Raw genomic sequence first — 18,580 nt, 5'->3', positions numbered from 1 at the left:
TTTCCTTGTGTGTATCGTGTTTTAATTAAGCCAACAGGCTTTGACCGGCGGCATTGCGTTGTGCATTCAAAACGCGGTTGCCTTCAATTTTCAGACGGCCTGCAACAAAGTCGGCAACGGCTTGCGGGAAAAGCTGGTGTTCAACCGTCAGCACGCGTGCGGCAACGTCGTCAGCGGTATCGCCGTCCAAAATAGGAACAATGCCTTGAGAAATAATCGGGCCGCAATCCAGCTCTGGGGTCACGAAATGGATGGTGCAGCCTGCCACTCGGCAACCTGCTTCCAATGCGCGTTCGTGGGTGTGCAGACCGGTGAAAGAAGGCAGGATGGACGGATGGATATTGATCAGGCGGTTTTCATAATGTGCGCAGAACTCCGGAGTCAAAATGCGCATGAAGCCCGCCAATACAACCAAATCCGGCTGATAGGCATCGATTTTCTCCATCATGGCCTGATCAAATGCCAGACGCGAGTCGAAGTTTTTATGGTTCAAACTGTCGGTGGCAATACCGCGCTCTGCCGCCCATGCAAATCCGGCTGCGGTCTCGCTGTTGCTCAATACGGCTGCAATGTTGGCATCGGGAATATCGGCATTCACAATCGCCTGCATATTGCTGCCGCGTCCGGAAATAAGGATGACGATATTTTTCATCATAATTCCTTGTTGGTTTGGAACAAAGGCCGTCTGAAACGGAATTTTTCAGACGGCCTTTTATCCGTTGTTTAAGGGCGTAAGCCTTGATTCGGATTATTGAACTTTTTGTACGTCAACTTGTACAGGTTGTTGCGCAGCAGCATCAGGCGCGCCGACTTTAACCAGTTTCACGTCAAATACCAAAGTAGCGTTCGGGCCGATTTTATCGCCGGCACCCACTTCGCGGTAAGCCAATTTGGCAGGGATATAAAATGTTGCTTCGCCGCCTTCTTTCAAGAGTTGGATACCTTCAGTCCAACCTGGAATCACTTGGCTTACAGGGAAGCTTACTGGGCCGCCGTTGGCTTTGCTGCTGTCAAATACGGTACCATCAATCAGACGGCCTTCGTATTCAACGGTAACCATATCGTCTTTAGTTGGTTTTTTACCTTCGCCTTCTTTGGTGATTTTGTATTGCAGACCGGAAGCGCTGGTTTTCACGCCTTCTTTAGTCGCGTTTTCTTTTAAGAACGCTTCGCCTTTTTCCAAGTTTACTTTGGCATCTTCAGCACGTTTGGCAGCCGCTTTTTCTTGTTGCTCTTGCAGGAATTTCATCATCACTTCCTGAGCTTGAGCTTCAGTCATTTTAACTTCTTTACCTTCAAACATGGCCTCCATGGCTTCGGTGAAGACTTTCAAATCAATTTCCGTACCTTGGTCTTTCATTTGTTTCAATGAACGGCCGATGTCCACACCCATTGCGTAGCTGGCTTGTTGGGCAGTAGAACCGATGGCAGAAGCATCTGCAGTCGCATTTGAAGCTGCGGAAGCAGCAGGGGCGTCTTTAGCGGCAGTGTCTTTTTGGTTGCAAGCAGTCAGTGCCAACAAAGCAGACAAAGCCAATGCGCTGAATTTGAAAGTTTTGTTCATGATTATGTCTTTTCCGGAAAGGTCAAAAAAGGGGATTATAGCTGAGTTTGATTGAAATGGAATCAAGGTGGATTAAAATTTGTAAAGGCTCTTATCAAAAACATTAAGGCCGTCTGAAAACAGGTTTCAGACGGCCTACTCTTAGCTATTGGTCAAACGATTAATACCAGCCGCGCAGTTTCATTGCCTTTTCAACACGACGGATACTCATCATGTAAGAAGCGGTACGCAGGTCGACATCGTATTCTTGAGCCAAGTTCCAAATATCGCGGAACGCACGGCGCAGAACCACGGTTTCTTTCTCTTGAACTTCGTCAAACTCCCAGTAGTAGCCTTGCAGGTTTTGTACCCATTCAAAATAGGACACAACCACGCCGCCGCAGTTTGCCAAAATGTCAGGAACAACCAATACGCCGTTTTGACGCAGAATAACGTCGGCTTCAGGAGTAGTCGGGCCGTTTGCGCCTTCAACCACGATTTTCGCGCGGACTTTGCCTGCATTTTCGGAAGTCAATTGATTTTCCAATGCACAAGGGGCGAGTACGTCCACATCCAAAGCCAAAAGTTCGGCATTGCTGATTTCTTTACCGTAGCCGGCTTCATTGGTGATGAAACCTTTGGTTTGGAATTCTTTAATGATTGCTTCCATATCCAAGCCGTTTTCGTTGTAGATGGCAACGTCAACAGTAGATACGGCAACGATTTTCGCACCGGCTTTGTGTGCATAGTAACCGGTGTGGTAGCCCACATTACCGAAACCTTGAATGGCGTAAGTGGCACCTTTCACGTCTTTGCCCAGTTTTTCCAAAGCTTGGACGGCGGCGAAGTTTACGCCGTAACCGGTGGCTTCGGTGCGCGCCAAGGAACCGCCAAACTCAACCGGTTTGCCGGTAAACACGCCCGGTGCAGAATGTTTCACGACGTTTTCATAGGCATCAACCATCCAAGACATGATTTTGCCGTTGGTGTTCACATCAGGGGCGGGAATGTCGATTTTCTCGCCGATCAGCGGAGAAATGGCTTCGGAATAAGCGCGGGCGATGCGTTCCAATTCTGCTTCGGAATAGTTACGCGGATCCAAAGTAATACCGCCTTTACCGCCGCCGTAAGGAATACCGGCTACACAGCATTTGATGGTCATCCAAATAGACAGTGCTTTGACTTCGTCCAGATTTACATTGGGATGGAAACGCACGCCGCCTTTGTAAGGGCCGACGGCGTTATTGTGTTGGGAACGGTAACCGGTGAAATTTTCTACTGTACCGTTGTCGAGTTTGACAGGGAAGTTCACTTCCAAAACACGTTGCGGCTTTTTCAAGATTTCAAATACTGCCGGGTCGGCATTCAGGCGATCGCAGGCAATTTTTACTTGTTTTTGTGCAATTTCAAACGGATTCAGTGTTTCTTTAACAGCAGATGCGGACATGTATTTTTCCTTTTCATACACATGATTAGACGAGAGCCATACTTGTTACTATATACAAAAACAGGAAAAAATGTAATAGCATGTAGTCGATAAAAAGCAAATCCATTCATTTATATATAAATTTAGTTTGAGGCCGTCTGAAAATATCGGTACGCCGACCAAAAAATTTTCAGACGGCCTAGTATAAATGCTCATCAAACCATTCAAAAAAACACTCAAACCCTTTGTTTTTTAATGCCTACCAAACCGCCCTTTTTGTTGACAAAATCCCTTCCACATTACCAACAGACGGACAGACTTACACCAGCAAAAATTGTTAACAATTTAAACAAATATCCCTTTAAAGAATCAGCAAAACATCGGCAAATCAGGCAAACAATGTTAAAATAAGCGCTTAAATAATATGACAGAAAGCTACTCAATGACCACTGCTGCTTTAGAACACGTTCAAGCCGTTGCCTTTGATTTGGACGGTACCTTATGTGATTCCGTTCCCGATTTAGCCGCAGCAGCCCAAGCCATGTGTGCGCACTTGGATTTACCTGTTTTACCTACCCAAACGGTTGAAAGTTATGTCGGCGACGGCATCAGCAAGTTGGTTCATCGCGTCATTACCAATGATCGTGAAAAAGAAGCCGATCCTGAAATCTGGGAAAAAGGTTTTGTGTTCTTTATGAAATATTATCGCGAACACTTAAGCGACTTTACCTACCCCTACCCTGAAACCGAAGCCGGTCTCGGCCTGCTCAAGTCCTTGGGTATTCCATTGGTTGTCATTACCAATAAAAATGAAATTCTGGCTGCCGAGCTACTGAAACAACTTAATCTCGACGACTATTTCAGCCTGGTTCTCGGCGGCGACAGCCTGACTGAGAAAAAACCCAGCCCATTGCCGCTTCAACATGCGGCCGAAGTATTAGGCATCGACGTTGCCAATATGCTGATGGTGGGCGACTCCAAAAATGACATTATTGCCGCCAAAGCGGCCGGTTGCTTCAGCGTCGGCGTAACATTCGGCTACGGCGACATGACCTTGCTCTCTCAAGATAAAGCGACCAAACCTGATTTGTTGATTCGCGCCCTGCCTGAAATCTACGAAAATCTGCAACCGCAAAAAAACAAAGACGAAGAATAATTCGGCTTTATTTTCAGACGGCCTTTTCGGTGCTTTCGCCCAATCAGGCCGTCTGAAATGTAATTCAATGTAGTTAAATCCCTCCCCTTCCATATTCCCATGAAACCTCCCAAAACCTTACGCGCCCGCGCCTTGGATATTCTTTCCCGTCAAGAAGTCAGCCGCGTCGGTTTGAAACGCAAACTGGCCCCGCATGCTGAAAGCGAAGAAGAATTGGAAAAGGTTTTGGACGAGTTCGCCGAACGAAATTGGCAATCCGACCAACGTTACGCAGAAGCCTATATTCACAGCAAGAGCAACCGTTACGGCACGCTCCGCCTCAAGCAAGCCTTGGCGCAACAAGGTATCGATGCAGACGACTGTCGAGAGTTCCTACCCGACAGGGAGGACGAGCTGCAAACCGCCATTTCCGTCTTGCGTAAAAAATTCAAGCAAGAAGCTCAAGATTTGAAAGAAAAACAAAAACAAGCGCGTTTCCTTGCCTATCGCGGCTTTGGTGCCGACACCATTCAGACGGCCTTAAAAACCGCTTGGAATGAAGACGAAGACTTCTATCAATAATCATTCCCACTTGAATCTTTGCTTCTATCGGCGTACCCTTACGCTTTTATTCAATAATTCAATCAGAGCTTCATCATGTCCGACAAACCGCACGATACACCTAATCCCCTACTCGAAGACGAACGCAAAAATCCTGTTTACCGCTTGGGTCAGGCAGTAGCCGGATTCATGTTGCTGGTTTGGGCCGGCGTTTTGGCCTTAGTTTTCTTTTTGGTTTTCCGTTTTTGGTTGAGTTAAACCCAATCCAATTACAAAAAAGCCATAAACCCTCTTATAAAAAAGCCAATAGCTTTTATTTGTAAACATCAAAAAGGCCGTCTGAAAATGCTTTCAGACGGCCTTTGCTTATAACGAGATTATCCTCGAATCACTTTGCGGATATTCGGATTGGCATGCATTGCATGAATAATCTGATTAACCTGATCCAAGTCTTTGACTTTAATTGTAAATTTAAATTCTACAAAACCTTCTGTTCCTGCTTGCGCTTTGGTTGGCGTATCGACAGATTCGATATCCGCACCGGAATTGGAAATCGCTTGCGCCATTGAAGCCAACAAACCATGCGCATCTTCGGATTTGACGTTGAGGATGGTGCGGTACGTTTGATTACGCAAACTGTCCCAGCCCGCATCGAGTTGCTCTTCCGGATCGGCTTTGACCAAAGTTTGACAGGTATCACGGTGGATAATCATACCCTTGTCTTTAACCAATAAGGCGCGGATCGCATCGCCTGGAATCGGATGGCAACATTCGGCAAAATGAATCCGGCCGGTTTCTTGATCGTTGACTTTGATCGGGCTGAGTTTGACCGCACTGCCAAAATGTTGGCCTGCCAACTCGGCAATATGCATGGCAACGTGTACCGGCAAAGTATGCCCCATACCGACATTGTAGAGAACCTCTTCAAACGATGTTTGTTTGGTATTCAAATCGGCAAGGTATTTTTCTTTGAGGTCGTCTGAAAGCAGGATGTCTTTAGGCAACAGGCTGGATAAAGCTTTTTGCAGCAGGTTCTCACCCAAAACAACGGCATCGTGACGATTCAGATTTTTAATGTATTGGCGGATGGCGCTGCGCGCACGGCTGGAAACGGTAAAGTTCAGCCATGCTACATTAGGCTTGGCGTGCTCGGAAGTAATGATTTCTACCGTATCGCCAGTTTTCAGCTTGGTGCGCAACGGCATCATGACGTTATTGATACGCGCGGCAACGGTTTTATGACCGATATTGGTGTGAACGGCATAGGCAAAGTCAATCGGTGTCGCCCCTTTAGGCAAGGTAAGGATATCGCCTTTCGGGGTAACGATATAGACTTCGTTAGGAAACAAATCGACTTTGACATGCTCCAGAAACTCGATGGCATTTGAGCTGCTGGCTTGCAGGTCAAGAATATTTTTCATCCATCGGTTCATATGGAGGACGGCTTGGTCCGGAGTATTTTCACCGGATTTGTAAATCCAATGGCCGGCAATACCACCCTCAGCCACAGCGTCCATTTCACGCGTACGGATTTGCACTTCGATCGGCAAACCGTAAGGGCCGACCAAGGTCGTGTGCAGGCTTTGGTAGCCGTTGCTTTTCGGAATGGCGATATAGTCTTTAAAACGGCCGGGCTTGGGGTGGTATAAATTATGTAATGCGCCCAACGCGGCATAACAGGCAGGAATGTTGTTTACGATGACCCGAAAGCCGTAAATATCCATCACTTCGGCAAAACGCAGCTTTTTAGCCTGCATTTTTTGATGGATGCTGTATAAGTTTTTCTCGCGGCCTTTGATTTTGGCTTCAATATTGACACCGACCAAACGCTGACCAAATGCACGCAACACTTTGCCGACAACATCGCGGCGATTTTTGCGACTGTTGTTCATGGCTTTTTTCAGGGTTTCGTAGCGTCTTGGGTGGAGATTTTGGAACGATAAGTCTTGAAGCTCTTGATACGCATTGTTCAGGCCAATGCGGTTGGCGATTTGAGCATAGATTTCGAGGGTTTCTTTGGCGATGCGGCGGCGTTTTTCCGGACGCATAGAGCCAAGGGTGCGCATATTGTGCAATCGGTCGGCCAGTTTGACGACGATGACGCGCACGTCTTTAGTCATGGCGAGGATAAGTTTGCGGAAACTTTCCGCCTGATGCTCGGCATGATCTTCGAATTTGAGTTTTTCTAGTTTGGAGAGACCGTCTACCATTTCGGCAATGGTATCGCCGAATTCTGCCGCCATTTCGACTTTGGTTACACCCGTATCTTCCAATACATCGTGCATAACGCCTGCGCAGAGGCCTTGAACATCCATGTGCCAAATCGCAAGCTGCGTGGCAACGGCAAGGGGATGGGTGATGTAGGGTTCGCCGCTTTTACGGGTTTGTCCGTCATGGGCGTGGAAAGCGTAGGCAACGGCTCTTTCAAGCTCGGCCTGCTCATTGGTATTGAGATAGGATGCGGTGCGAAACAAAAGCTCGCGCGCTTCTGCTGTCAACGGATCATAGGGGGCGGTAGGCAGTGGGGCTGGCATTTTCAGACGGCCTTTTATGGCTATTTTTTTAAGCCGTCAGACTGTATCGGTTGTTATATTGCACCGATACAGTCCGCACGACGGTTTTATCGGTTTGCCGGTTGGTTTATTTGTTGCGGGTCAGCAGCTCGGTTCCGATTTGTCCGGCTGCGATTTCGCGCAGGGCGGTTACGGTTGGTTTGTTGTTGCGGATGTCGTCAACCAATGGCGTATTGCCGTTTTCGAGCTGGCGTGCACGACGGGCGGCAACGAGGGTAAGGTCGAAGTGGTTAGGGATTTTACCTGTGCAGTCTTCAGTAGTAATACGGGCCATGTTTGCTTGCTTTCTTTCTATGTTTCAAATAAACGTTTATTTTCGCTGTTTTTTACGAATTTTCCAACAGGTTTGAAATAAATCCCTGTTGAGAGGATTTTTTCAGACGGCCTGCTTTAATAATGTGGAACAAATCGGCTTCGGCGCGATCCAGATCGTCATTCACAACGACGTAATCGAACAAAACGGATTGCTCAATCTCATGACGGGCTTTTGAAAGGCGTGTTTGAATAACTTCTTCGCTGTCTGTACCACGGCCGATCAACCGTTGCGCCAATACTTCAAAGGAAGGCGGCAGGATAAAAATACTGCTGGCTTCAGGCAACGATTTACGCACTTGCGCCGCACCTTGCACATCAATTTCCAAAATTACGTCATAGCCCTCTTCGCTCAACGAATTTACGCCGGCGATGCTGGTGCCGTAATAATTACCGAACACATTGGCGTGTTCCAAAAAGGCTCTTTGCTCAATCAGCGATTCAAATTCTTCTTTGGGAACAAAGTGGTAATGCACACCATGTGCCTCACCCTCACGCGGCTGGCGCGTAGTATGAGAAATAGAAACACGGATGTCGTCATGATTTTTCAACAGGCGTGACACCAAGGTCGTTTTACCTGTGCCGGAAGCGGCAGAAATGATGTAAATATTGCCTTTTTTATGATTTTGCATGGTGGTTCAGCCGATGGTATGTATCTGTAAATTATAACACAACACAATGTTTCTCGGAATTTCAGACGGCATGTTGCAAAATTTGGCTATTGTATCGATTAATTTGGCAAGTCCGCATATGACCGCTACAATATCGTGTTAAAAACTTTTTGATTTCGGAATGTCGAGATGTTGATTCATCCTGAAGTAATGGGCGTAGAGGCTTTGGCGGACAAAATCCGTAAAATTGAAAACTGGCCGCAAAAAGGGATTTTGTTTCATGACATTACTCCCGTTTTGCAAAGCGCAGAATATTTCCGCCTGCTGGTCGATTTACTGGTTTACCGCTATATGGGGCAAAAAGTTGATGTCGTTGCGGGCTTGGATGCGCGCGGCTTCATCATTGGCGCGGCTTTGGCCTATCAGCTGAACGTCGGCTTTGTCCCTATCCGCAAAAAAGGCAAACTACCTTTTGATACGGTTTCTCAAAGTTACGCTTTGGAATATGGCGAAGCAACGGTAGAAATCCATACTGACGCCATCAAGCCGGGCGCACGCGTTTTGTTGGTAGATGATTTGGTGGCAACCGGCGGCACAATGCTCGCAGGTGTCGAGCTGATCCGAAAATTGGGCGGTGAAGTAATCGAAGCGGCTGCCATTTTGGAATTTACCGACTTGGACGGCGGCAAAAAAATTCGTGAAAGCGGCGCGCCATTATTTACCCTGTGCCAAAACAAAGGCTGTATGTAATAAAAAAACCGCAAGCCGATCAGCCTGCGGTTTTTTATAATCAAAATTATTCGAGAACGTATCCGTCCGTATCCCAAAAAGTTTTTTTCACCAACTGGTCGTCTTTATAAACCAGCTCAGATTTCTTCGCACCATCATCATACCAATCCAAAATGATGCCGCTGCGTTTACCGTTGCGAATACTCAATTCAGACACGATGCGGCCATTTTCATCCCAACTGATGATCTCCGTCGGTTTGTCATTGCTCATCATCATTTCAGTTTTCGGACTGCCGTCTGAATACCATTGTTTCCAATGGCCATTGGCTTTATCATGCTTAAACTGAATTTCGCTTTCTTTCACACCATTTCGGTAATAGCGGGAACCCACGCCCTCACTCAGGCCATTTTGATAAGGCATCACCGCAGATTTTTTACCGTTTGGATACCAGTTGACCCATTCGCCATGCGGTTTGCCGTTGCGATAGCTGCCAACCATCTTTTTCTGCCCGTTAAAATGCCATAGAGTCAGCGTGCCATTATCCAAAGCCGGCACAAAAACCTTGATCTGACCAGCAGGTATCTCGTACGGATCAGAATATTTTTTCATTGATGGATAGTAAAAATCCTGAACCTGCGCCTTGCCTGCCGCAATTTTGTATTGGCGGACATAAGCAACCGAAGGCATGGTTGCCGTCAGTTTACCGTTTTGATTGAAATAAACGGTATATTGCTGGGCAAAAGCGACAACGGGCGTACTGAATAAAACAGCAGCCAACAGGCCTGATTTTAAAAAATTATTCATAATATTGGGTTTTTGGCAGTATATGTTCTACAAAAAGTCAGTAATAAAAATCTACCGGCATTTAAATCTATGACGAATATTATAAGCCATAGTTTCAAACCCTGCTTGGATTTCATATTCAGCATACCATAGGCGTTTGTATTTTCTTAAAACATTAAAGACATTACAAAACAGAGGCCGTCTGAATTTTTTTCAGACGGCCTTTGTTTTATTTACATCACAATAAACTATTCTTCACCCAACAATTGCTCACGGGTCAATAAGAATACAAACCCGTCGCCACCGCTGGTTTCCAACCAAGTAAACGGCAATTCCGGATAAGCCGCCTCCAATACTTCGCGGTTATGGCCGATTTCAACCAGCAATACACCTTTCGGATTCAAATATTTCGCAGCCTGCAAAATGATTTGGCGTGTAGCATCCAAACCATCTTCTCCGCTGCCCAAAGCCAATTCCGGCTCATGTAGGTATTCATCAGGCAACGCTTCCACAGATTCCGCATCAACATAAGGCGGATTGGAAACAATTAAGTCGTAGGTTTCATCCAAACCTTCAAACAAATCGGTATGCACCAAGCTGATACGGTCTTCCAAGCCATAATCTTCGATATTGATGGCCGCTACTTCCAAAGCATCTAAGCTCAAATCTACGGCATCGATTTGTGCATCAGGATAGTGGTGCGCCATTTGAATGGCCAAGCAGCCACTACCGGTACACAAATCCAAAGCTCGATGCACCAACTCATCATGTTCAATCCAAGGACGGATACCGTCGCCAAGCAATTCATAAATAAAAGAACGAGGCACGATGACGCGCTCATCGACATAAAAATCAAACTCGCCCTGCCATGCTTGATGTGTCAGATACGCGGCAGGAATATGCTCCACTGCGCGGCGTTCGAGAATGGACAATACCTCTTCCTTCTCACTTTGCAACAATTTGGCATCCAAATAAGGCTCCAATGTATCCAAAGGCAGATTCAAAGTGTGCAAAATTAGATAGGCTGCCTCGTCATGGGCATTATCGCTTCCGTGTCCGAAAAACAGTCCGGCATCGTTAAAACGGCTAACGGCGAAACGCAATAAATCGCGAACAGTGGTCAGCTCTTGAGCAGCTTGCTTAAACATAATGTTTTGTCTTGTCGATTTAAGAATATTGAAATTATAACAGAAAGGCCGTCTGAAAACTTTTCAGACGGCCTTCGATTTAATTCAGCTTAAGATTATTTATCGCGGCTGAATACGATTTTGGTAGCTTGGATAGCAACGCAGACAGCACCACCGATAAAGATCAAGTCAGCAGCGGTACGAACCCAACGCAGGGTATCCAGAATTTCCATTTGCAGGAATTCTTCGCTACGTGCATACCACAGACCGTGAGTGATAGAAGCGTAAGCTTGAATCACGCCAACCGGCAACAGGCTGATGGCAATCATACCCACCAGACCGCCGTTCAGCAGCCAGAATGCCCAAGTCATCAGTTTGTCGTCAAATTGAGCATTAGGTTTCAGGTAACGTGCAACCAGCAATACGAAGCCCAGAGCCAAGAAACCATACACACCAAACAGAGCCGCGTGAGCGTGAACTGCAGTAGTGTTCAGACCTTGGATGTAGAACAGGGAAATCGGCGGGTTAATCAGGAAGCCGAATACGCCGGCACCGATCATGTTCCAGAAGGCAACTGCTACGAAGCACATCAGAGGCCAACGCAGACGTTTCGCCCAGTCGGACAGATGTTGGTAAGACCAGTGTTCGTAAGCTTCACGACCCAGCAGAACCAAAGGTACAACTTCCAAAGCGGAGAAACATGCACCGATTGCCATAGAAGCAGAGGTAGAGCCGGAGAAGTACAAGTGGTGCAATGTACCTGGAATACCGCCCAACATGAAGATGGCAGCAGCAGCCAAAGTAGAAGCAGTGGCAGTACTACGGCGGACAAAGCCCATGTTATAGAAGATGAATGCGAAGGCGGCAGTAGCGAACACTTCGAAGAAACCTTCTACCCACAAGTGAACCACCCACCAACGCCAGTATTCCATCACAGCGATTGGAGATTTTTCACCGTAGAACAGGCCAGGAGCATAGAACACACCCACACCGACCATAGAAGCTACGAAGATAGCCAACAGGTTTTTGTCTGTACCTTTTTCTTTAAAGGCAGAGATAGTACAACGCAGCATCAGGAACAGCCACAACAGCAAGCCGACCATCAGCAACAATTGCCAGAAGCGACCCAAATCCAAGTATTCGTAACCTTGGTGACCGAACCAGAAGTTCAGCTCAGGCGGAATGATGTGGGTCAAAGCAAAGAAGTTACCTGCATAAGAACCGCCAACTACGATGAACAGGGCGATGTACAGGAAGTTCACACCGGCACGTTGGAATTTAGGATCTTTACCGCCGTTCACAATCGGAGCCAAGAACAGACCTGCTGTCAGGAAGCCGGTTGCAATCCAGAAAATAGCGGATTGGATGTGCCAAGTACGGGTCAGTGCGTATGGGAACCAGTCGGCCATTTCAAAGCCCAAGGCGGTATCGATACCGTAGAAACCTTGACCTTCGACAGTATAGTGAGCGGTCAAACCACCCAACAGTACTTGTACGACAAACAGCGCAACAGTCAGGAATACATATTTGCCCAACGCTTTTTGAGAAGGAGTCAGTTGTACTTTGGAAATAGGATCCTCAGTAGGTACTTCAACCTCTTCGTGTTTGGTCAAGAAAGAGTAACCCCACATCAGCAAGCCGATACCCATCAGCAACAATACCACGCTGGTGAAAGACCACATGTAGTTTTCAGTAGTCGGTACGTTGTTGATCAAAGGCTCGTGCGGCCAGTTGTTGGTGTAAGTGAAGTTCTCGTCAGGACGGTTGGCCGAAGCAGACCAAGAAGTCCAGAAGAAGAAGTTGAACAGTTTTTCACGCGCTTCTTGGCTTGGCAATGTGTTGTTTTTCATTGCAAAGTGTTCGCGAGTGGTTTGGAACTTAGGATCGTCGCTGTACACGCCGTGGTAGTAAGGCAGAATGCTTTCGATCGCTTTCACGCGGGTATCGCTGATAACGACAGAACCGTCTTCCTTAATACGGCTTTGGTTGCGGTATTCGTCAGCCAAACGGGTTTTCAGAACAGCTTGTTCCTCAGGAGAAACTTCGTCAAATTTTTTGCCGTAAGTTTCTTGCGCAGTCAGATCCAACCATGCAACCAGCTCGCGGTGCAGCCAGTCGGCAGTCCAGTCCGGAGCTTGGTATGCACCGTGACCCAATACAGAGCCAACTTCCATACCGCCGGTAGTTTGCCATGCAGATTGACCTGCCAAAATATCGTCTTTGGTCATCAGGACTTTGCCGGATGCAGAAACGACTTGTTCAGGGTATGGCGGAGCCTTTTTATAGACCTCGCTACCCATATAACCAAGAATGGTAAAGCATACTGCCAGTACGGCAAACAGCAAGTACCAAAGCTTCTTGTACTGTCCCATTTTGAGTACTCCTTGATTTTGGTAAAAAGTGGTTGGGTATTAATTCATCAAATATGAATGTTAAAGATTGTATCACGGTTTTAAAAGTAAAGAAATATTTTGTCAATAATATTCCTTTAAAACCATTAACTTACATGATATTGATTCCTATTATCCTGTATAACTCCTCCTTTGTTATATTTTGTGTTAAGCCCACACTAACATTTTCACACAAAAATAAACTTTTCGGTTTAGTTTTTTATACTACTAAAGGAGTATTTAAGGATTAAAAGATTCATATTCATTGAACAATTTGATTTATGTCAAAATGCACCCAAACAAGCGCCTACATAATCATACAAAATTTCAAACCATCCTATCAGGATACTTAACTTTTCTTACAATAAGGAAACTTTAAACATGAAACGCCAAACCTTAGCTGCACTTATCGCTTCTGTATTTGCACTGGCCGCATGCGGCGAACAAGCTGCTAAACCAGCTGAAACTCCGGCTGCCACCGCTTCTGCCGAAGCCCCTGCTGCTGCTTCTGACTCACAAGCTGCTGCCGAGACTCCTTCTTCAGAATTGCCTGTAGTCGATGCCATCATGACTCACGCTCCGGAAGTTCCACCTGCAATCGATCGCGATCATCCGGCTAAAGTACGCGTTAAAATGGAAACCGTCGAAAAAACCATGACTATGGAAGACGGTGTTGAATACCACTATTGGACATTCAACGGCGACGTTCCGGGCCAAATGATCCGTGTACGCGAAGGCGATACCGTAGAAGTAGAATTCTCTAACAATCCTTCTTCTACCGTTCCTCACAACGTTGACTTCCACGCTGCTACCGGTCAAGGCGGTGGTGCAGAAGCTTCTTTCACTGCCCCAGGCCACACTTCTACTTTCAGCTTTAAAGCTCTGCAAGCCGGTTTGTACATTTACCACTGTGCCGTTGCTCCTGTCGGTATGCACATCGCCAACGGTATGTACGGTTTGATCTTGGTTGAACCTAAAGAAGGTCTGCCTAAAGTGGACAAAGAGTTCTACATCGTACAAGGTGACTTCTATACTAAAGGTAAAAAAGGTGCTCAAGGCCTGCAACCTTTCGATATGGATAAAGCGATTGCTGAACAACCTGAATACGTTGTATTCAACGGCCACGTGGGCTCTATCGCCGGCGACAACGCTCTGAAAGCTAAAGCTGGTGAAACTGTTCGTATGTACGTTGGTAACGGTGGTCCTAACTTGGTATCTTCTTTCCACGTTATCGGCGAAATCTTCGACAAAGTATATGTTGAAGGTGGTAAACTGATTAATGAAAACGTACAAAGTACTCTGATTCCTGCCGGTGGCGCAGCGATGATCGAATTCAAAGTCGACATTCCAGGCAGCTACACTGTGGTTGACCACTCTATCTTCCGTGCGTTCAACAAAGGTGCTTTGGGTCAATTGAAAGTTGAGGGTGATGAAAACCCTGAAATCATGACCAAAAAACTGAGCGACACCGCTTACCAACCTGCCGGTGCTGCTGCTTCTGCCCCAGCCGCTGCGTCTGCCGCACCTGCTGCTTCTGAAGCCGCTAAATAATCCCTCGGTTTAATACGCCAAGCCACTGCTACTCTTCTCTTAGAGTCGCAGTGGCTTCCATCACAATTAATCTTCCTATTCAATCAGACAGATTGATTTTTCAGACGGCCTTGTTATGATTAGGCTATCTTAAAAATAAATTTTCTGTTTCAATCGATAATAAGGGCGTACCATGAAACTCATACGACTCCTCCTCTTAGGCAGTGCCTTAATCTGCGGCAATACATTTGCAGCCGAAATGGTAAAAATCGAAGGAGGCAGCTATCGCCCTCTCTATCTTAAAAAAGAGACTTCCCTTATTAAAGTCAAGCCCTTCCAACTTGATAAATATCCTGTAACCAATGCCGAATTCGCCGAATTTTTGAAAACACATCCACAATGGCAAAAAGACAAAATCAGCTCTAAACAAGCTGAAAAAGCTTACCTGAAACATTGGGTAAAAAACGGCAGCAACAGTTATGCGCCTAAAGCCAGCGAACTCAAACATCCGGTAACTAATGTTTCATGGTTTGCCGCCAATGCCTACTGCGTTTCCAAAGGCAAACGCCTGCCGACTATTGACGAGTGGGAATTTGCAGGCTTGGCTTCTACCACTCAAAAAGATGGCTCTGCCGAACCCGGCTACAACCGCACCATCTTGGATTGGTATGCAGACGGCGGCCGAAACGGCCTGCACGACATCGGTAAAAACAAACCCAACTACTGGGGCGTATACGATATGCACGGCCTGATTTGGGAATGGACTGAAGACTTCAACAGCAGCCAACTCTCTGCCGGCTCGTCCAACACACAAATGTTCTGTAGCGGCGCATCCGTAGGCTCAAGCGACCCGTCCAACTATGCGGCATTCTTACGCTACGGCATCCGCACCAGCCTACAGTCCAAATATGTTTTAAATAACTTGGGCTTCCGCTGTGCGAGCAAATAAAGTTTAGTTTTTTATCACCAAAGCAGCTTTGGCGGTACTGAAAGGTATCGCCGCTTTTTTTGGCCGTCTGAAAAGATATGGCGCACAAAGACAAATTGTGGCATAATCCGCCCGTCTTTCTAAAAAGGCACTTAGGAGTTTGCTTAGGTCGTTTGGCTTGGCAAACTTGTCCGAACCTGAAAAGGTTCTTTTATTTTCGGAGTTATCCATCATGGCATTGACCGTAGAACAAAAAGCACAAATTGTTAAAGATTTCCAACGCAAAGAAGGCGATACCGGCTCTTCTGAAGTACAAGTCGCTCTGTTGACTTTCCGCATCAACGACCTGACTCCTCACTTCAAAGCCAACCCTAAAGACCACCACAGCCGTCGCGGCCTGTTGAAAATGGTTAGCCAACGTCGTCGCCTATTGTCTTACCTGCGTCGTACTCAGCCTGATACTTACCGTACACTGATTACCCGCCTGGGTCTGCGTAAATAATTTATGCTTAAATCAACACCGCCTTCGGGCGGTGTTTTTTATTAACATACCGATGCCGTCTGAAACACAGGCCCACGCTCTGTGTTATACTTCCACACGCTTAAGCAGCAAGGCTTAAACTTCCAATCACTCCTTAAAGCTCCCATCAAAGCGAGAATCTGAATTGTCTGTTCATTCCATGTTGCACTCAGGAAAATTTTGGCTGAAATCCCTGGTTTTCAGCATTGCCGTGCTTTTATGCCTCGCGGCGGTATTGAGTGCCTTAATGTTCCGCATATTCAATACAGAAAACATCGACGCATTCATACAGAAAAACTTTTCTGCCCATGGCTGCCAAGTCAAATACAACGCCAATATCAGCAGAAAATGGCTACCGCGCCCTACGCTGATTTTAAAAGACCTCAGCCTTTCCTCTTCCGAACCTGACACGCCGACGCTGAACATCGCTGAGTCCGAAATGGGCTTTGGTTGGAGCAGCCTATGGTCGGATGCGCCCATACTTGAGAAATGGATTCTTTTAAACCCGACACTGACACTGGACTCAAAACACCATCTGCCCGCCTGCCTGCAACAAGACCCATCGTCAAAAGAAAGTTTTCAGCTCAACCGCATCATCATCAATAACGGCAGCATCCGTTACCACAATAAAGAACAAGATATTGCCTTAAACGATCTGCAATTTTCCCTGCGCAGAGCCGATTCAGACGGCCGTCCATTCGATATCAGCGGCACACTGCAAAACATAGGCAACCCCATCAGTTGGCAAGGGGCCGGCCATCTTGTACAAGATGATGCCGGCTGGAGCGTTCCCGCCCTCAAATTAAACCTGCAAACCGTATTACTCAAAAACAAGCTGGATGCCCAAATCGCAGGCAGCCTTAATTGGCAAAACCAAACCGCCCTTTTCCGCGACTTCAATCTGCAAGCTGAAAGCGGCTATCAAAACTTGCATATCAACGCACGCTCGCCCCTCTTGCAGTTTAAAAACGGCTATTTGCACCTCAACACACTCAACGGCGCATTGACCGCCGGCAGTGAAAACAACCAATGGGACGGTTCATTCAAACTGGACAAAGCCAACCTCTACGCAACCGTTTTGACCGCCGCCAATTTTGAACTCAAAGGCAGCCATAAAAACGACCGACTCCAAACCAACTTTACCTTTTCCAGCCCATTGGTTTGGCAAAAAGGCAAAGGCATTGATGCGCCCAAACTGCACCTCAGCACCCTGCAAGACACCATCAACCGCCTTCCCCGCCCCCGATTCATCAGTACACTCGAAGGACAGGCCAATTTCAGCCTCAATACATGGGAAGGCCGTCTGAAAGGCGCATTTGACAGACAAGCCCTCGCCTTGGCCTTTAAATACCAACGCGATGCCCAGCCGCGCCCGCACCTTGACGCCGGTATCGCCTTACAAAAACTCAATCTGACCCCTTACTTGGAAGATCTGAAAACCCAGCCATCACTGAATCTTCCTTCCCTGCTGGCCAAATCCTGGTTGCCCGACATTGAGGCCAACCTCCAAATCGGCAGCATTCAAACTGCCGGTCTGCAATTAGAAAACATCGAATCCCTGCTCACCGCCGATAAAGAACATATAGCCCTACACCGTTTCAAAGCCGGGCTTTATGGCGGCAAAACCGAGGGAGGCCTGAGTATTGCGGCAACCCAACCTGCTTCCTACCACCTTCAGCAAAACGCAAAAGGCATACAAATTCAGCCGCTGCTGCAAGACCTGTTCGGTTTCCACAGCTTCAGCGGCAGCGGCGACGCCGTTATCGACATTAAAACTACCGGCAATGACCGTGCCCAAATGATACAAGCCTTAAACGGCAGCCTGCTTCTCGATATTACCAACGGTGCATGGCACGGCATCGATATGGACAGCATTCTGAAAAACGGCATCTCTTCGGAAAAAATCGACAACAGCAACCTCAAAACCCCTTTCCATCATTTCATCCTCAATAGCGAAATCGAGAAAGGCATCAGCCATCATATCAACACCGAACTGTTTTCTGACAGCCTGCACGTTGTCAGCAGCGGCTATACCGATTTAAATACCCAAAAGCTATCGGAAAACCTGCTTATAAGCAACGTACTGCAACCTAAAAACAAACCGATTCCCCTCAAAATCGGCGGTACCGTACAAAACCCTTCCATTACCCTCGATTACAGCCGCTTAACCAATGGCATGAACACACCTGCAGAAAAACAAAAAGCCCTGCAAGAAACCATACAAGAACAATGGAAGTGGCTCAAACCACGCTAAATTTTCAAATTAAAGGCCGTCTGAAACCCAAAAAGTTTCAGACGGCCTTTTAACAGATACATTGTCAGAATAAGATGTTTATTGGGGAATGACCATATACACAATCAGTGCAACAATGATGGCAAACCATATGGCCAACATTATCAAGCCTTTTTTG

17 protein-coding genes are annotated in these 18,580 nt (G+C 46.8%); 8 read left to right on the top strand and 9 right to left on the bottom strand.

The features are described 5' to 3' along the window. Positions 1 to 25 precede the first annotated feature (25 nt). From purN to ACTHUR_RS00840, 3 genes are all read right to left on the bottom strand, one after another. On the bottom strand, positions 26 to 652 hold the full coding sequence (gene purN / locus ACTHUR_RS00850) for a phosphoribosylglycinamide formyltransferase (protein WP_440361152.1): 627 nt from the start codon (positions 650 to 652) through the stop codon (positions 26 to 28). 96 nt (positions 653 to 748) lie between these two features. After that, entirely contained in the window at positions 749 to 1,564 is an 816-nt protein-coding gene (locus ACTHUR_RS00845) for an FKBP-type peptidyl-prolyl cis-trans isomerase (RefSeq protein ID WP_070504422.1), read from the bottom strand. 160 nt (positions 1,565 to 1,724) lie between these two features. Continuing rightward, complete coding sequence (locus tag ACTHUR_RS00840; protein WP_070504425.1) at positions 1,725 to 2,990, bottom strand: Glu/Leu/Phe/Val family dehydrogenase; 1,266 nt, start codon at positions 2,988 to 2,990, stop codon at positions 1,725 to 1,727. Between the two features lie 421 nt (positions 2,991 to 3,411). On the opposite strand from ACTHUR_RS00840, the gene ACTHUR_RS00835 reads away from it, so the two are divergent. The 3 genes from ACTHUR_RS00835 (at position 3,412) to ACTHUR_RS00825 (ending at position 4,923) form a co-directional block, all read left to right on the top strand. Next, complete coding sequence (locus tag ACTHUR_RS00835) at positions 3,412 to 4,125, top strand: phosphoglycolate phosphatase (protein ID WP_440361142.1); 714 nt, start codon at positions 3,412 to 3,414, stop codon at positions 4,123 to 4,125. Positions 4,126 to 4,224: 99 nt separating this feature from the next. Beyond that, positions 4,225 to 4,686: a recombination regulator RecX gene (gene recX / locus ACTHUR_RS00830; protein ID WP_049329865.1), complete on the top strand. Its 462-nt coding sequence runs from the start codon at positions 4,225 to 4,227 to the stop codon at positions 4,684 to 4,686. Between the two features lie 75 nt (positions 4,687 to 4,761). After that, on the top strand, positions 4,762 to 4,923 hold the full coding sequence (locus tag ACTHUR_RS00825) for a hypothetical protein (protein WP_039861975.1): 162 nt from the start codon (positions 4,762 to 4,764) through the stop codon (positions 4,921 to 4,923). Positions 4,924 to 5,042: 119 nt separating this feature from the next. On the opposite strand, the gene ACTHUR_RS00820 is transcribed toward ACTHUR_RS00825, so the two are convergent. The 3 genes from ACTHUR_RS00820 to gmk form a co-directional block, all read right to left on the bottom strand. Continuing rightward, positions 5,043 to 7,199, bottom strand: coding sequence for a RelA/SpoT family protein (locus ACTHUR_RS00820; RefSeq protein WP_440361143.1), 2,157 nt, complete (start codon positions 7,197 to 7,199; stop codon positions 5,043 to 5,045). A gap of 106 nt (positions 7,200 to 7,305) precedes the next feature. Beyond that, positions 7,306 to 7,512, bottom strand: coding sequence for a DNA-directed RNA polymerase subunit omega (gene rpoZ / locus ACTHUR_RS00815; protein WP_003682294.1), 207 nt, complete (start codon positions 7,510 to 7,512; stop codon positions 7,306 to 7,308). A 52-nt stretch (positions 7,513 to 7,564) separates the two neighbouring features. Then, a complete protein-coding gene (gmk, locus tag ACTHUR_RS00810) occupies positions 7,565 to 8,182 on the bottom strand; it encodes a guanylate kinase (RefSeq protein WP_003686079.1) in 618 nt (205 codons plus the stop codon). 168 nt (positions 8,183 to 8,350) lie between these two features. Between gmk and ACTHUR_RS00805 the strand changes: the two genes are divergently transcribed. Continuing rightward, a complete protein-coding gene (locus ACTHUR_RS00805) occupies positions 8,351 to 8,911 on the top strand; it encodes an adenine phosphoribosyltransferase (RefSeq protein ID WP_003682296.1) in 561 nt (186 codons plus the stop codon). A gap of 46 nt (positions 8,912 to 8,957) precedes the next feature. On the opposite strand, the gene ACTHUR_RS00800 is transcribed toward ACTHUR_RS00805, so the two are convergent. From ACTHUR_RS00800 to ACTHUR_RS00790, 3 genes are all read right to left on the bottom strand, one after another. Beyond that, positions 8,958 to 9,695: a toxin-antitoxin system YwqK family antitoxin gene (locus tag ACTHUR_RS00800; protein ID WP_440361144.1), complete on the bottom strand. Its 738-nt coding sequence runs from the start codon at positions 9,693 to 9,695 to the stop codon at positions 8,958 to 8,960. A gap of 227 nt (positions 9,696 to 9,922) precedes the next feature. Further along, entirely contained in the window at positions 9,923 to 10,822 is a 900-nt protein-coding gene (prmB, locus tag ACTHUR_RS00795; protein ID WP_049322128.1) for a 50S ribosomal protein L3 N(5)-glutamine methyltransferase, read from the bottom strand. Between the two features lie 95 nt (positions 10,823 to 10,917). After that, a complete protein-coding gene (locus ACTHUR_RS00790) occupies positions 10,918 to 13,173 on the bottom strand; it encodes a nitric-oxide reductase large subunit (protein WP_440361145.1) in 2,256 nt (751 codons plus the stop codon). 399 nt (positions 13,174 to 13,572) lie between these two features. Here ACTHUR_RS00790 and nirK point away from each other — a divergent pair, with 399 nt between their 5' ends. The 4 genes from nirK (at position 13,573) to ACTHUR_RS00770 (ending at position 18,423) form a co-directional block, all read left to right on the top strand. Further along, positions 13,573 to 14,742, top strand: a complete 1,170-nt coding sequence (gene nirK, locus ACTHUR_RS00785; protein ID WP_440361146.1) for a copper-containing nitrite reductase — start codon at positions 13,573 to 13,575, stop codon at positions 14,740 to 14,742. Positions 14,743 to 14,914: 172 nt separating this feature from the next. Continuing rightward, on the top strand, positions 14,915 to 15,670 hold the full coding sequence (locus ACTHUR_RS00780) for a formylglycine-generating enzyme family protein (protein ID WP_004519388.1): 756 nt from the start codon (positions 14,915 to 14,917) through the stop codon (positions 15,668 to 15,670). Between the two features lie 211 nt (positions 15,671 to 15,881). Further along, positions 15,882 to 16,151, top strand: a complete 270-nt coding sequence (rpsO, locus tag ACTHUR_RS00775) for a 30S ribosomal protein S15 (RefSeq protein ID WP_003679932.1) — start codon at positions 15,882 to 15,884, stop codon at positions 16,149 to 16,151. Between the two features lie 178 nt (positions 16,152 to 16,329). Beyond that, a complete protein-coding gene (locus ACTHUR_RS00770) occupies positions 16,330 to 18,423 on the top strand; it encodes an AsmA family protein (protein ID WP_070588331.1) in 2,094 nt (697 codons plus the stop codon). Positions 18,424 to 18,580: the final 157 nt, after the last annotated feature.

The sequence above is a fragment of the Neisseria sp. P0021.S007 genome, from assembly GCF_051956855.1.
The sequence above is the reverse complement of the archived record's forward strand: the minus strand, read 5'-3'. Positions and strand labels throughout refer to the sequence as shown.